The following is a 13,851-nucleotide window of genomic DNA, read 5'->3' on the forward strand; positions in this document are numbered from 1 at the left end:
CTAGCGGCTTTGAGTAAATATGCGAACGCCTTTTTTATTTCCGGTAACAATATCCAGCAGCCCGTCTTTGTTCAGGTCTTCCACGGTAACATGCAATCCTACGCCAGAATCATTGTCAATCTCATGCCTGGTCCAGCTTGGGACCTTTCCCGGCTTGTATTCAAACCAGTAAATTACCGCCGGCTCAAATTCACCGGGATCATTTCCATGGTGGGCGAAATATCTTTTTCCAGTGATGAAATCCATGTTTCCATCGCCATTAATGTCTGCCAGGGCAAGTCCGTGGGTTTGAGAAAAAGTATTGTCGATGCTGTGATGACGCCATGTTGCATTGCCCTGCTCATCTTTGCCCTGCTCATGCCACCAAATGCCATAATCGTGCGCTGAGGCACTCAAAACATCGTTCAGGCCGTCGCCGTTGAGGTCCATGACATACATTTGCGAACAATCTTTTCCCAGATCGGCGGGATGAAATTTCCAATCCGCATCTTTCGCGACCTTTGCCGGCCCTTCTGCCGGACCTTCCCACCAGCCGTTCTTCACCAAAACATCTTTCCTGCCATCGCCATTAATGTCGCCATAACCGATGCCATGCGTGTACATATGTGTGGCATTTTTCTCATCATTACTAATTGTAAATTTCTCCCACTCTGTCTCCCCTTTTTTGGACGGACAGCGCAGCCAGATCACTTTTTTGGCCGTGGGATCATTTCCTAATAAGTCTAAACGACCGTCCCCGTCAATATCCACCAGCATGGGCGACTCATTTCCAACCGAAGAATGGATTACGTGCGCGGGCCAGTAACCCGGTTTTCCTTTTGGGTTTTCGTGCCAGACAGATGCTTTCCCAGGCCAGTCGATCCGGATCAGATCAATCCAGCCGTCCTGGTTCACGTCCATGGCGAAATCAAGAAATGAATCGCTATAACCGCCGTTTACGATGAATGAGTCAGGTTTTGCGAGCTCGTGCGCCTTCCAGCTCGGTGCTTCAAACCAATAAGCGCCTGCGAGAATGTCCTTTTTGCCATCTTTGTTCACATCGCCCATGGCTGCGCCTTCGGAAATGAATTTTTTGATCAAAACCTGTTTTTTAAATGAGACCGTGCTGCCCTTTTTCTGTTTGGTCTGCGCGTTTGAAGCATAGGCCATAAGCAATAAAACCTGGATCAGGCAAAGCCATTTTAATTGTTTTGCAATTGTTCTCATTTATTAAGGATTTAGATTTCTATTATTAAAATGAAATGAACATCAATTTTACTGCCATTATTTTACACTGAGCAGATAATCCAGCAATGCATAGAAGTCCTTTTCAGCAATTATATTTCTAAACTGATCGGGCATTAATGTATATTTCGAGGCACGGTATTCCTTCATCTCGTTCTTCGCTACGGCAAATTCCTGACCTGTAAGATCTGCAAAAACCAGCGTTTCACCTTCTGCCCGGCGATAAAGCCCCGTCAATGTCTTATCGTCTTTCAATGTAATGTTATAAGTCCTGAAAGCCTCCGTTATATTTCTGTTCGGGTCAAGTATTTTTTGGGTTAATGCTTTATGGCCCCAGTTGCCAATGCCATCAAGCTGCGGTCCAACCATTCCTCCCGATCCCTGAATTTGATGGCAAGCACTGCAATTCTGAACAAAAACGGCCTTTCCAGGAACATTAACGCCCCCAGTCGGCGTGAATGTTGCAATGCGTTCGTCGATCAGCTTTTGTCTTACCACACGTTCATCCGCTCCGGCAGCAAGAAATTTGTCCATTTGCTTTTGCTGGTCCGATTTGGCATTGATCGCAAACCGCTCTTTAACCGGAATTTCGTTCGCAATTTCCACATTCACCTCTTCTTCCTTAAAGGCATTCAGCAGATATGTTATACCCTCGGAAGTGTTTGCCAGAACCGTCGCAATCGCAACCTGCAAGTTCCTTGCGCCGCCCGCCATTTGTTTTTTCAACATTTCAAAAACCGTGGGCGAAGGCTGCCGACCGATTAACTCGGCCAATTTCTCACGCAATTCAGGAAGTTCAGCCGGGTCATTGAACAATTCAGCCAACAGCTTTTCATTTGTATCAGGATCAATGCGCATCAATGCACCTGCTGCGGCGCCTCTGACCGCAGATTCGAGCCAACTCAGTTTTAAAATTCTCTGCAAATCGGGCTCACTGGATTTCAACCTGTATTCGGCGGCTATGTCCGCAGCCAAAACACGCTGAGAAGCAAGCAATGCTGAGTTTTTAGCAGGTTTTTCTCTCTTATCGGGAATGCTACTCAGGAACGACGTCGCTAATTTCGAACCCCAATCCCTCATTTTCTGGCCCGGTTCCGCACCACTTTGCTTCACACCTGCTCGAATGGTTTTGTATAATGACAATTGCGTTTCAGGCTCATTTGCAAATTTGTTATTGATCAGATCAATTGCCTGATCGAGCTGATAAGGCAACACATAGCGCCCGATCTGTTCGAGGTTTTTGACCAATGTCTTGGAAGGCAAATCGTGATTACGCGTGTAATCCAGCACAAATGCCGCTGCTGCACTGGACGGAACATCCAGCATGGCCCGCGTTAACAATGCCAGTTGCGGCTCATTCCAGGCCATGGCGGGCACGCGCCACATGACACCCGGATTTCGAAGATTGTTCCTCACGCCAAGCAAGGCTGTGTAGCGCAAATGTGTGTCCAACGAATCTGTTTTTTCAAACAATTCCATTAATGGGGCTAGATTTTCAGCATTCGGAAACCGCGTCAGCACTTCGGCAGCGCTCCGTTGAATGAACGGGTCTCTGCTTTTTAAGGCATGGTCAACTGATGCTTTATGTTTTTCAAATGACGCCTTGTTTTCACCTACAATTCTCAGCGCGTGGATTTGGATCAATGCATTGTTATGGGTTAATGCTTTCTCCAATGTTGTATTATCCAACGCATTAAGCCTGTGTAAAATCCACAAACCGTGAATGTATGCCGTCGGATCTGCCATGGCCAGCATTGCTTTTACGGGTTCAGCTGCCTTGCCTTTCCAGGAATCCACGATCCTGTCGGCGACTTTCATGCGCGTGTTTATTTGCGGATGATTGAGTCCTGAAAGCAGTTGTTCCAGCGACGCTTTTGACCAATCCGTAACGGTCATATTTGTGTGCGGCTGATCTCCTTTGTAAGTAATTTTCCAAATCCTGCCGCTAACCCGGTCCCGGCCGGGATGGTTCAGCGCCACTTCATAATGTCCTATAATGCGGTTATAAAAGTCGGCAATGTATAAGGCGCCATCGGGCCCGAGTTTCACATCAACAGGCCGAAACCACGGGTCCTTACTCAGCAAAAATGGTTCTTCCTTCTTTGAAACGGGCGTTGTGCCTTGGTAAGTCATTGTATTCCGGTCGATGCGGCAGGTCACCACATCACCCGTGAAAAAGCTGTTTCTATATTGTTCCGGGAAATGCGTTCCGGTGTAATAAACGAGCCCTGCGAGCGCTGTGGAGCCCAATTCATAGCTCATCATTTCCGGCGCAAAGCCCAATCCTGCCGGCACTTTTTTCCCAAAATGCGGGTAATCCCCGCCAAAAATCAGCTGTGTAATTGGTTTCGTATGGCAATCCACCGAAAACAGATATCCTTTTTCATCATATGCATAACCAAACGGATTCACCCTGCCGAATGTCGTTTGCTCCACGCGGCTGCCATCCATTTTCACACGAAATGTGTTTCCCGAAGTCATTTTCACAGAATCACCATCCGTTCCGGCAATGTTGGAAGTGTTGGAAAAACCATGACAAACATGCAGCCAGCCGTCATAACCCCGGATAATGTTGTTCACCATGCCATGCGTATCCTTATGCCCGAATCCGCCCACAAGCACTTTTTTGCTGTCCGACTTGCCATCATGATCCCCGTCTTTGAAATAATAAAGATTGGGAATGCTGTATGCAATGGCACCATCTGAAACGGGCATAATGCCAATCGGAATGTTGAGGTTGTCGTCGAAATGCGTGAATGTGTCTGCTTTTCCGTCGCCGTTTTTATCTTCGAGGATCGTGATCCGGTCCCTGCCATCGCTTGTGCCGGCTGCGATGGGATATTCGGAAGATTGTGTGACCCAAAGTCTGCCGCGGTCATCAAATTCCATGTTCATGGGCTTTGTAATGTCCGGCTCGGAAGCAAACAATGTTATTTCAAAGCCCGGCGGAAGCTTGAAACCCAGCTTTTCCTGCTCGGGTGTTTGAAATTCAGACGTTCGGACATGCTCAGCGTAAATGTCCTTTTTGTGAATTTTAATGACGTTTCCGGAAGATTTAGCGGCTTTTTGCCGGGGAAGACCGCAGCCCTGGCCAAATAAAATGAGAACAGCAGGAAGTAAAATGGCCTTTCCGGTCAAGTGAAACAATTTCATTGGCAAAAAACTTGAAGAGGTGGTTTAGGAATCGGCCGGTAGCTCAGGCTTCAATTATAAAAACATTTTGCACCCGTTTTTTACTGCAAATTCGCCCCGATTTGCGACCGGGGCGAATGACATTAACAAGAACACTATGAGGTTAGTAACCCGGATTTTGCGTCATCAGCGGGTTGCCGTCAATTTCCCTTGCCGGAATGGGCCAGAGATAATCTTTTTGTGAAAATGTGCGGGTTTCTACATTTACCGCCTTCTTGGTTTTGGGATTAATCGCGCCTTCCACAACACCATTCATTACTTTTTCGGCAATCCTCCATCTTCTGATATCAAAAAGACGACTGCCTTCAAAAGCAAGCTCGACGCGCCGCTCGCGGCGGTAAAGCTCCCGGACTTTTTCCTCTGTATTATAAACGGCCACATTCACTTTGGGCATTCCGGCTCGCAGGCGGATCTGGTCCAGATATTTGATCACGTCTGGATGTTTCCATTGCCCGCTTTCCACGAGCGCCTCCACGTACATGAGCAAAAGGTCGGCATAGCGATAAACGGCATAATCCAATGTCCCCCGTCCCCTACCCTTATCGGCCAGATCGACATATTTCCTTAACCAGAAACCCGTTTTTGAGGAATAATTGGCTGCTAGGCGGTTGGGATTATTAGGAGAATCATCAAATGGGTCGAGGTTGCCGTAAAATGTTGACCCCGGGTAAGCAATGGTCGCTTCCATCCGCGGGTCCCGGTTATTTTTATAGTTTGGACTCAATTTATAAATGGCCGCGCTGTCTGGTCCAAGCTCTGCCAGCGTTTTACCCTGTTTGGTTTCATAAGTATTTACCAAAGCTGCGGTGGGATTAAGGCAGGCATTACCGCCCAAATATCCGGGCGCCGCTCTGTAAAAACTATCATCATTGCCGCCCTGACGAATAAAAATGCGCTCCTCATTCACTTGCGCTTCGTAATTAAAGATCGCTTGATATTTGGGATGTAACTTATACAGGTTCAGATCAATGACTTGCTTTGCTGCTGCAACGGCTTCGGGATAACGGCCACTGTTCAGAAATGCGACGGTTTTCATTGTGTAGCAAACTCCTTTTGTAATTCTGCGGATATCATTGATTGCGTAATTCAACGGCAGATCCTGGGCAGCGAGGTCGAGTTCGGAGACGATAAAATCGATGATCTCCTGCTTGGAATTTTTGGCCAGGTCGGTTTCCGTTGGCAGCACCACTTTTGTCACAATCGGGATTTCGCCGTAATATAGAAAAAGGTCTAAATGCAGCCATGCCCTTAATGCACGTGCTTCGGCAAAATATCTTTTTTTCAATTCGGGCCCTACCAACGCTTTTCCCGCAAATTCCAGAAAACGGTTGGCCCTGCGGATGGCTAAATAATTTTCTTCCCAAACGGGCTGGATCGCATCCCAACCTGTTCCGCGCATCTGCGAAGTGGCGTTACCCAATGCAATGATATTAACCTCCCCAAAAAAGTTGGCATACCACACCGCGTCGTCCGTCATGCCGTCGAAAGTGATACGTGTATTTTTCTGGTAACGAAACTGCCCGCTCGGAACCTGGTCATAAATAATGTTCAAGGCCGTGTTGATCTCGCCTTCCGTATTCCAGAAATTTTCGTCGGTTGTGGCAGTAGGATGGTCTTTGGTCAAAAATTCGTCTGCGCATGAGCTCAGCAGTAAAAATGCCGGCAGCAGAAAAAATATCTTTTTCATGGTTCGATCTTAAAATTTGATGTTTAAACCTAATGTGTACACTTTCATCATTGGGTAATTGTCTTCCTTCCCACGCGTTTCCGGATCGAAATACTTCATCTTGCTTAGCGTGATGGCATTTTGCGCATTTACAAAAACGCGGAGATTGCTGAGTCCCAGCTTCGCCACGGTTTTTGGTTCAAAATTGTAGCCGAGCTGCATATATTTCACTCTCAAAAAAGCTGCGTTCGTGAGCCAGTAATCTGCGGGAAGCGCATTATTGCCCGGTGCCGGGGATAATCTGGGAAACATCGCGTCCGGATTTTCGGGAGTCCAGTAATCTGTTTGATAGGTCATTGGCGTTCCGCCGTCAAAGTTGGAAGTAACATTCAAAACAGTCTGAAAACGGCCTTGCGCGTAGGCAAGACTTTTGGTAAAACCATTCAGCTGCGTTTCAAACCCGAAGCGCTTGTATGTAAATGAAAGGTTTGCGAAGTAACTGCCCTGCGGATTCGGATTTCCCGCTATCACCCGGTCTTCCTTATCAATGATTTTGTCCCCGTTTACATCAATGTATTTAATGTCACCGATTTGTTGCCCCGGAAGCAGAGGAATGCCCGAATCAATGTCGCTTTGTTTGAGCAAGCCATCGGTTTTATATAAATAATAACTGCCGATAGGGCTTCCGATTTGCTGGATATCCGTAGTTCCGATGTACGGACCGCCGCGCAGGGAAAGGATTTTGTTCTGATAATTGGAATAACCCAAACTGGCGCTGAATTCCATGTCCTTATTGATCAGCGTAGCATAATTAACCATGAATTCCCAACCTTTATTAGAAACCGAACCCGAGTTGACCGGAAGCGAATTAACACCAGACGACAGCGACAGCGGCGGCGTGAGCAGAATGTCGTCCGTGACTTTGTGAAACCAGTCAATGGTGATTCCCAGGTTGTTGAAAAGCCTGATATCCGTTCCTATATCCAGCATTTTAACCGTTTCCCATGTAATTGAAGGGTTACCTATGGAAGTTTCATTTCCGTTTCCCCCATCGATCAGACTTTGATATCTGTATCGTTCTACATTACCATTATTACCCATCAAGCCATAAGAAGCTCGTAATTTGAAGCTGGTAAGGGGTTTAAAGTCTTTCAGAAAGCTTTCATTATGCACATTCCAGCCAACTGCAACAGAAGGAAATGTCCCCCATTTTTGTCCCGGCCCAAACTTGGAAGAACCATCCGAGCGAACGGTGCTTTCCAATAAATATTTGTTATTAAAAACATAATTGAACTTGAAAAAATAAGAAGCAAGCGTGACCTGATCAAAATTGGACGGGTTATCGCCCTCCCGCGCCAGCCCGCCAATGGCGTAAATGAAATGCTTGCCGTAAGTTTGAGAAAATTCAAGGTTACCCGACAAATAATTATAGGTGCTTCTGCCGACAGTGGACGTTTTGGAATTTCCATAAGTGAATACGAGATTACCCGTGTAATAGTCCAGGAAATTGTACGAATTCCGGTTGTCGAGATAACCATTTGAATTAACCCGATACAAATACTGGCCGCGCAACTTCAATTCAGGGGTGATTTGCCAGATCGGTTGGAAATTAATATTGATCTGATCGGCCTTATTCTGCGCATAACCTCCCTTTTCCAGTTCCGCCATCGGATTCATCATTTCGCCGAAATTGCCATATGCCTGATAACCATCGTCTTTCAGCGGATATTTCGGGACAATGTTGGGTGGTGTTGAGTAAATCAAATGCAGCGAATTCCCAAACCTGACCAGCTCCGAACGGTTTCTGCTCCGGTTTGCCACGAGGTCCAGCAACATGGATACATTCTTCGTGAGCGTGACACCCGTGTTGGCACGGAACGAAAAGCGCTCATAATCCCGCTTGGGTGTAAGCCCATCCTGAAAAAGATAGTTACCGCTCACCGCAAAGCGGGCCAGCTCATTACCCCCTGAAATGCTTACTGAATGACTCTGAATGATCGGGTTTTTGTTCAGCATTAGGTCGGACCAGTTTGTGTTCGGATAACTGATCGGGTCCGTGCCTTCAATGGTTTTTTGAATGGTTGTTTCACTGTAAGGTTCCAGCCCGCCAATATTCGCGTAGGCCTCATTGACCATCGTCATATACTTGGGCGCATCCACGAATGTGGGCAGATAAGTTGCGTTCTGGACGCCGCCGTATCCATCGTATGTAACCGAAAGCTTCCCGGGAATCCCTCTTTTTGTGGTAACCAAAATCACACCATTAGCCGCCCTGGCTCCGTAAATAGAGGCTGCTGCGGCATCTTTCAGGACGGTAATGCTCTCCACGGTCGTCGGGTCTACGGAGTTAATGTCAAAAGGGACGCCGTCCACCAAAACCAGTGGCGAAGTGCCTCCTATGGTCGATATCCCACGGATCAGAATATTAGACCGGTCCTCTCCTGCCATCCCGCTACCTTGCATCACGGTTAAACCAGTTACCCCGCCTTGCAGTGCTTGCGAAAGTTGGGTAATGGGCTTGTTGGTAACAGCAGCTTTTACGTCCAGCTTCCCAATCGCATTGGCCAGGTTCCTGGCTTTCTGCTCCGAGTAACCTGTAACCACCACTTCGTTCAATGCTGTCTCCTGCTGTTTGAGTGACACAACCATATTGCGCGTATTCTCGATCACGATTTGTTTTGTATCAAGACCAATGAATGTAAAAACGAGTGTTTCACCCCTGCTCACCTCGATTTCATAATTCCCATTTGCGTCGGTTGTGACGCCGCGATCCGTATTCTTTACCTGAACCGTTACACCGGGAAGCGAAACCGGTGGCTCGCTGCTGTCAAAAACCTGGCCTTTGATCACAAAAGAGCTGTCAGCGCGGGCAGCGCGATTCGTAGGTTTAATGCTTGCTTCGGGTTTTGCCATTATCCTGGCGGAGCGTTTCAGTAAAATAGTTCGCTTGTTGGCAACTTCAAACGCTACACCTAATGGTCCGAAAATATCTTTGAGCACTTGCTCTAACCGCTGATGCTGGCTGTTGTAGGAAACTTTACGATCCGCCTGGATCACTTCGGGGCTGTAAACAAACCGGACTTTGGACTTATTGCCAATCTGTTCAATCACTTTTTCTATCTCCTGATTGCTAACCGTCAAGTCTATACGTTTATCCAGCAGTTCCTGTGCCCGAAGGTCATTGGCAGCTGCAACGCTGATAAACAGCACGGAAATATACAATTGCAATACGGTAATCCTTATAAGTTTGCGTAGAACCAAACACGTTTGTCGACGTTTTTGCATAGTTTTGTTTTAGGTTATGTGATTTAGAGTTACAAACCACTCCTCAGCTATCTTTCTAGTTAAACCTGGTTCGCGAGACCGGGTTCGAAGACCGCGCCGGAGCTATTCAATCTGGCCGGTAATGCTGCAAACATTGCCGGCTATTTATAGGCAAATCTTCTCCCATAGGCACTCTTTATTTGATTAAGTGGGTTATCAACATATCTTTTAGTTCTTGCAGCCATTGGAATAAATGGATACCTGGCTGTCTTTCAGTTCATATCTGGCATTGACAACCGCACTAAGCATTGCGAGCTTTTCAAAGATCGGCTCGTCGCCTAGCTGGGCCGTAATGCTGCAATCGGAAATTTTTGACGCATCAAATTTGAATGTTACACCATACGCTTCTTCCAAAGCCTTGAAAACATCTTTTAATGGTGTTCTTTTGAAAACGAAATCTGCGGATTCAATGGAAAGGTCAAGCAAAACAGCGTTTTTAACATTACGTGTTTTCAAATCCTGCCCTTTCTTTTGCATGATTACCAGTTGATTAGGGTTCAAATGCAGTGATTTACCTTTTGCACCATTCCCGATTTTTCCATTAGAAGTAGAAACTTCCACCTGACCTGTCTTCACCACCAGCCGCACGGCCTCGTCGGATTCATTGGCCTGAATGCTGAAACTGGTTCCGGTTACCTTGGTAATCATATTGCCAGTGTGCACGTAGAATGGCTGGTCCTGGTTTTTTTCAACTTCAAAAAAAACTTCCCCAAGCATATAAACCTCACGCTTCGTTTCATTGAACTGATTGGGATAAGCAATGCGCGCGTCCTTTTTCAGGATCACGGAACTTCCGTCTGGCAGGCTCACCATTTTTATGTGATCCGTCGTGTTAACGACTTCTGTAATTTCCCGCCGGTCCAGGCTCGCGATCGTCGTATAATAAGGCTCCTGCGAACCGCTGAATTTGTGCCAGTTCAGTTTGACCAGGCCGATTCCAATCGTCAGGAACAGCACGGCCGCAACCCGGAGCCACTTCCCTTTCCACCAGGGAATTTTGTATTCCGGTATTTCTTCCGGAATGGCGGCCAGAATTTCAGCAACCCTGGATTTCAGTTCAACCTCAGGAATGTTATCGAGCTCACCGCGGACCGATAACAGGATCACTTTGGCCTGAGTGATGTTAGTTGCCTGTTGCGGCGTATCCCTCAGGAACTGCTGCCAGAATTCGTCCGCTTCCTGATTATAAACCCATTTTTGAAAGGCAATGTCTTCCAGCCAGTCCTTGATTTCAAATCCGGTATAATTTTTCATGGGATGCCGTTTTTATTTACTTCTGATACGATGAGTATCCCGGAAGTGAATAGTACCCACGAAACATTAAAAAAATTTAATTTTTAATGCTAATTATTCAAAATGAAGTATAGAAAGGATTATCGCAACATATTGCCAGTAATCCCGAAGTTTTTGGATGCCGTGTTGCAGATAGTTGGCAACGGCCTGCCTTTGCAAACCCATTACTGTGGCGATCTCCTCGTAAGAAAGGTTCTCATAATAACGCAGATACAGCGCTTCCCGCTGGCGCTTCGGAAGCGAATCAATAGCCTTTTTGAGGCGGTGACTCGTAAGTTGCTCGGTTTCGTTAATGATCCAATCGGATTCCGGGTATACTTCATCCAGTGGTTCGTGGCCCGGATCGCTTGCATCGAGGAATTTAGCCTGCTTTTTAACGCTCCTCAGCAAGTTGTTCCGCAATGATTGGAAAAGATAGGGTTTAATGGAAGTGATCCGCAAAAGTGACTCGCGCTTCTCCCAAAGTTCCAGGAACAGATCCTGAAGGCAGTCCTTTATCAGGTCGCGGTCGGATGTGAAACGCGTTCCATAATGGTGTAATGCTACATAATAGCTTTCTGTTACTTCCCCAAATGCATGCTTGTCACCTGCGCAAAATTGCTGCCATCGGGTGGTTAAATATGCGTCATGTAGATTGTCGGAGTGATGCACAGGAGTGTAGATTTTACTAGCCAAACGCGTTTAAACTTCAATACATCCAATTAAATCTTACTTTTAGAATGTAAATATGTTTAATCCCGCTGCGCCAACTATCCTGCGCTGTCATGCTTCTACTGAAACGCAGCCGCAATGTTGTCCAGACTTACGCCCAGAACGCTCTGCGAAATCGCCCCAAGTGTTTCCTTACTTCCTTCAAAATGATATGTCCGCTGGCGGTGTGTCAGCGTTTCGCCTTCTTTTAATGCTTTGGCTGGCGAGTTGGATTCGAGTTCGTAAAATGGCCCCATTTGGGAGCCGTCGGCCAGCTTACCATCATTATAAGCATTGAAAGCATCGCCGTCATAAGGGTCTTTGTGAATTTCCCAGGTGGATTTAAGATACTTTTCTTCTGCTTTGAGATCATACTGAATGATGGTCAGAATGCCTTTTTCGGCATCGTAACTTCCTGCAACATTGCGCGCCGACCTAGGCGCAATGCCTATTTTACTCCTGAATTTCCCGTCGGCTCTGAGGTAAACGGCCGAGTCTTTCACTGCAATGCGGTCAGAAGGGATTTTGCCAAAATAGTCGTCGGTCAGCAAAGGTTTTTTGGATAATCGCGTCGAAAACGGCGCGACGATCACCGTTTTTTCAGTCGGCTGAAACATGCCTAAAAGCCATATCCCAAGCATTCCCGTTTCAGCTTTCCAGTCGGTATCCTTATTAGTCAGTGAATTAATTGATTCATATGCGACGGATTTGCAGCCTTCCAGGGATGCAACGTTCAGTTCCGACATGATCGCAGCTTTGTCCAGCATGGAAATTTTGCGGTTTATTTCTACCACAAAAACTGTCCCACTGTAATTTTCGATGATCGCATTTGCACGGAAACTAACCGATGAGCTGTCCGATTCTACGGCCTGGTAAGTGACCGTATCAATGATCGCAGGCGTTTGCCAGTTGGCGAAATCGAATGTTTGCCCTTTTTTGAAATAAACAGAAAACTGCCCTCCTTCCGGTGAAAGCCAGAAGCGTTCCTCTCCGCCAAAAGCATTGATATGCGGCTGATTTACACCACTTTCGATCAGATTATAATTGATCCAGCCGTAACTGTTTCCTTTCGTGCCACTTGCCGTGCTGGTCATTACGCGTCCCTGATATTCGGGAACGATAATGGCTTGTGCATCCGCATTATCCGGCGCTTGCAGGGTCAATGCATTGTTATACTTTTTCAAAAAAGCTACATCATAACCGAATGTGCCTTTTGCATCATTATTTGTTTGCTCCAATGTTTCTTGATTGCTTTGGTTATTGCTCCGGCAAGCATTCATTGCAAAAACCGCCAGAATCAGTAAGGAAACGGAAAGATGTTTTTGCATGACAAAACCTCTAAAACTACTCCCTCAAATAGTTACCATAACCAACTATCAGCACAGACAACACAATCACCAAAATGCCTGAAATGATCGTCGTAAGGGTCTTTTTACTGATCCCTTTCCATTCTTTCAGGATCAACCCCCATGAATTGGCGACCAATATGATGAACGCCATGTGCAGGATCCACGAACTTGGACCATTGCCCAGCTTGCTTTCGCCCATGCCGTAAAAGAAGAATTGCAGGAACCAGGTTGTGCCGGCGAGTGCTGAGAAAATGTAATTGGATAGCAACGGCGTGCGCGAATCGGTGTAGTTGCCGAATGTTTTGTTACGCGCATTCAGAAGCATACACCATATAAAATTGGTGGTAAGCCCGCCCAAAAGGATCACGACATAAGTCACATTGTTTTGGAATAAAAACTCTCCCTGATCCGGGTTCAGCGCTTTCCAGGCTGCATTGGCTTCTTCGGCCATCACCTTGCCTGCATCAATCCCGAACGCAAAACAAGCGCTTAACACACCGGAAATGATAGAAACCGTCAACCCAAGGCCGATTTTGAATTCCGTTTTATCATCGGCAATGTATCCCGACTTTTTGAGGTCCTTATCCTTCATCGCACCCGCTTTTCCACAAATGATAATGCCGATCACGCAGACGAGCAGGCCGAGTAAGACCATCTGGCCCCAGCTGTTTGTAAACAAATCAGAGATCGTGTCTTTGCCGGGCCGTGGTGAAAACTGATAATAAACCGAAGGGATTAATGCGCCGAAAACGGAGCAAAGCCCAAGAATGATGGAACTTCCGAGCGAGACGCCGAGATAACGGACCCCTAATCCGTAGGTTAGCCCGCCTATGCCCCATAAAACGCCAAAAATGTAGGTTATCAATAAAATGCCTCCGTCTGTGGCGGCAATAATGTCGGTGAAACCGGGAATCGTCAGGAATGCTGCCAGCGGCGGAACGATAAGCCAGGAAAACAGCCCGCCAACGATCCAATAGGATTCCCAGGCCCAGCCTTTGACTTGTTTATATGGAATGTAAAAACTGCCGGAAGCAAAACCGCCAATAAAATGGAAAATTACGCCAAGAAGAGCTTGCATGAAAATGAATTTTATCTTGTAAGAGCTTTTCTGCG

General features: G+C 46.7%; 8 protein-coding genes. All 8 read right to left on the reverse strand.

The features are described from left to right. Positions 1-1,206 carry an FG-GAP repeat domain-containing protein gene (locus B5X68_RS06890; RefSeq protein ID WP_082213859.1) on the reverse strand — a complete coding sequence of 402 codons (1,206 nt, stop codon included), beginning with the start codon at positions 1,204-1,206 and terminating at the stop codon, positions 1-3. Positions 1,207-1,263: 57 nt separating this feature from the next. Beyond that, complete coding sequence (locus B5X68_RS06895) at positions 1,264-4,377, reverse strand: PVC-type heme-binding CxxCH protein (RefSeq protein ID WP_082213860.1); 3,114 nt, start codon at positions 4,375-4,377, stop codon at positions 1,264-1,266. A gap of 142 nt (positions 4,378-4,519) precedes the next feature. Then, a complete protein-coding gene (locus tag B5X68_RS06900; protein WP_082213861.1) occupies positions 4,520-6,103 on the reverse strand; it encodes a RagB/SusD family nutrient uptake outer membrane protein in 1,584 nt (527 codons plus the stop codon). A gap of 9 nt (positions 6,104-6,112) precedes the next feature. Next, the gene (locus B5X68_RS06905; protein ID WP_082213862.1) at positions 6,113-9,367 is read right to left on the reverse strand and encodes a SusC/RagA family TonB-linked outer membrane protein; all 3,255 of its coding nucleotides are present in this window, start codon (positions 9,365-9,367) and stop codon (positions 6,113-6,115) included. A 207-nt stretch (positions 9,368-9,574) separates the two neighbouring features. Beyond that, entirely contained in the window at positions 9,575-10,660 is a 1,086-nt protein-coding gene (locus B5X68_RS06910; protein WP_082213863.1) for a FecR family protein, read from the reverse strand. 93 nt (positions 10,661-10,753) lie between these two features. Continuing rightward, complete coding sequence (locus tag B5X68_RS06915; RefSeq protein ID WP_170916591.1) at positions 10,754-11,350, reverse strand: RNA polymerase sigma factor; 597 nt, start codon at positions 11,348-11,350, stop codon at positions 10,754-10,756. A 119-nt stretch (positions 11,351-11,469) separates the two neighbouring features. Next, positions 11,470-12,717 carry a DUF6786 family protein gene (locus tag B5X68_RS06920; protein WP_082213865.1) on the reverse strand — a complete coding sequence of 416 codons (1,248 nt, stop codon included), beginning with the start codon at positions 12,715-12,717 and terminating at the stop codon, positions 11,470-11,472. Positions 12,718-12,733: 16 nt separating this feature from the next. Beyond that, the gene (rhaT, locus tag B5X68_RS06925) at positions 12,734-13,816 is read right to left on the reverse strand and encodes an L-rhamnose/proton symporter RhaT (RefSeq protein ID WP_082213866.1); all 1,083 of its coding nucleotides are present in this window, start codon (positions 13,814-13,816) and stop codon (positions 12,734-12,736) included. Positions 13,817-13,851 lie beyond the last annotated feature (35 nt).

The sequence above is a fragment of the Dyadobacter psychrophilus genome (assembly GCF_900167945.1).
Taxonomy (GTDB): domain Bacteria; phylum Bacteroidota; class Bacteroidia; order Cytophagales; family Spirosomataceae; genus Dyadobacter; species Dyadobacter psychrophilus.

What these genes read in the sequence shown, in the direction of transcription:
- rhaT (WP_082213866.1), bottom strand. Translation starts at nt 13,816, where the DNA reads ATGCAAGCTCTTCTTGGCGTAATTTTCCATTTTATTGGCGGTTTTGCT.
- B5X68_RS06890 (WP_082213859.1), bottom strand. Translation starts at nt 1,206, where the DNA reads ATGAGAACAATTGCAAAACAATTAAAATGGCTTTGCCTGATCCAGGTT.
- B5X68_RS06910 (WP_082213863.1), bottom strand. Translation starts at nt 10,660, where the DNA reads ATGAAAAATTATACCGGATTTGAAATCAAGGACTGGCTGGAAGACATT.
- B5X68_RS06920 (WP_082213865.1), bottom strand. Translation starts at nt 12,717, where the DNA reads ATGCAAAAACATCTTTCCGTTTCCTTACTGATTCTGGCGGTTTTTGCA.
- B5X68_RS06895 (WP_082213860.1), bottom strand. Translation starts at nt 4,377, where the DNA reads ATGAAATTGTTTCACTTGACCGGAAAGGCCATTTTACTTCCTGCTGTT.
- B5X68_RS06900 (WP_082213861.1), bottom strand. Translation starts at nt 6,103, where the DNA reads ATGAAAAAGATATTTTTTCTGCTGCCGGCATTTTTACTGCTGAGCTCA.
- B5X68_RS06905 (WP_082213862.1), bottom strand. Translation starts at nt 9,367, where the DNA reads ATGCAAAAACGTCGACAAACGTGTTTGGTTCTACGCAAACTTATAAGG.